Origin of the sequence: Amazonocrinis nigriterrae CENA67 (assembly GCF_016056305.1) — a bacterium.
In the GTDB taxonomy this organism is placed as follows: domain Bacteria; phylum Cyanobacteriota; class Cyanobacteriia; order Cyanobacteriales; family Nostocaceae; genus Amazonocrinis; species Amazonocrinis nigriterrae.
Genome location: NZ_JAECZC010000058.1, coordinates 29,540 through 31,206, shown reverse-complemented (window position 1 = coordinate 31,206; position 1,667 = coordinate 29,540). Strand labels below are relative to the sequence as shown.

General features: G+C 42.3%; 1 protein-coding gene. It reads right to left on the bottom strand.

The features are described from left to right. Window positions 1-56: 56 nt before the first annotated feature. Window positions 57-1,523 carry an aminotransferase class I/II-fold pyridoxal phosphate-dependent enzyme gene (locus I8748_RS24170; protein ID WP_198127080.1) on the bottom strand — a complete coding sequence of 489 codons (1,467 nt, stop codon included), beginning with the start codon at window positions 1,521-1,523 and terminating at the stop codon, window positions 57-59. Between the last annotated feature and the right edge of the window lie 144 nt (window positions 1,524-1,667).

Sequence of the window (1,667 nt, the reverse complement as noted above, 5' to 3'; positions counted from 1 at the left end):
GAGCAGGGGAGATGGGGGGATGGGGAGAATAAGAACTAACAACTGACAACTGACAACTAACAACTAACAACCTTTAAAGTTTTGAGACTGGTATCTGCACAACCAGTAATAAATCCGCCCATTGCTTGAATTTGTTGCAAATATTCTAAAGCTGCTTTGGTAATTACTTCTCCCGGCATTAAAATTGGAATTCCTGGTGGGTAGGGACAAACTATTTCAGCACAAATGCGATCGCTTGCGTATTCCAATGGTAAAGTTTCACTCACAGCAAAAAAAGCTTTACGGGGAGAAAGCTGAGATTCATAATTTTTCTGAACCTGCGTAGGTAAGCTTTGTTTGTATAGCGGCGACTTTTTTAATGGTAAAGCTATTGTCTCAAAACCTTTGACTAATTGCTCAATATCCGCTTGAGTATTGCCCAAACTAATAATAAACGTCAAATGTTGCAACGATGCAAATTCAGCAGTAACGGCTAGTTTTTCATCCAAAATTTCATCCGCTGCAAATCCAGTTAAACCCAAGCCAGAAACGTTAACAGTTAGCCGTGTTCTATCCAAAGCTATAAAGCCTGGCGAAAAACCTTCTTTTGGAGGAATGTCCAAAATGGATAATCCAGGAATTTGGCTAATTCTCGTTCTCGCTTCATCTGCAAGTTCCAAAGTGCGGGACATCAGATATTTTCCATGTACTGCCATTTGTTGACGTGCAGCATCGAGGGAAGCTAAAAGTAAATAGCTAGGGCTAGTAGACTGCACAAGTAGCAAAGCTTTACTTACTCGGTCAACATTGATTCTGTTGCCTTTAACATGCAACATTGATGCTTGTGTCATGGCACCGAGTACCTTATGAATAGATTGCACAGTTATATCTGCACCTGCGGCTAGGGCTGGGGTGGGTAGTTCAGGATGAAAAGCAAAATGCGGGCCGTGGGCTTCATCTACAAGTAAAGGAATATTGTATTGATGAGTAATTTTAGCGATCGCTTGTAAATCTCCACAAACACCATAATATGTTGGGTAAACTGTCAACACAGCTTTAGCATCTGGATGCTGTTGCAGCGCAGATTCTACAGCAGCGGGCGTGATACTATGGGCAATATCTAAAACTGCGTCATATTCAGGATTAACGAAAATTGGTATTGCACCAGAGAGAATTAAACCAGCGATCGCAGAAGAATGCACATTTCGAGGCAGAATAATTTTATCCCCTTCCCCACAAGTAGCGAGAATAGCCGCCTCCACTCCACAAGTAGAACCATTGACAAGAAACCATGTTTGTACAGCACCAAACGCTTCAGCCGCCAATTCCTGCGCTTCATAAATAACCCCTTGAGGAGCGAAGAGATTATCTAAACCTGCTAATTCCGTTAAATCAGCACAAAAAACAGCATTGCCAAGTAAATCAGCCAAAGGTTGAGAAATTCCCTTTCCTCGCTTGTGTCCTGGAGTGTAAAAAGCAGCATGGGGACTTGCCACACAGGCTTTTAAGGCATCTAATAAAGGAGTTTGGTTTTGATTGAGCATTGTTCAGGTATTGCAAGATATAAATTATCTTGATTGAAATTGTTGACTGATAAACGCCAGTCGCCTCAACGGGGGGAACCCCCGCATGGCGCTGGCTCCTGATGACTGATGACTGATGACTGTGAACAGTGCGATATCTTTTAT

What these genes read in the sequence shown, in the direction of transcription:
- I8748_RS24170 (WP_198127080.1), bottom strand. Translation starts at nt 1,523, where the DNA reads ATGCTCAATCAAAACCAAACTCCTTTATTAGATGCCTTAAAAGCCTGT.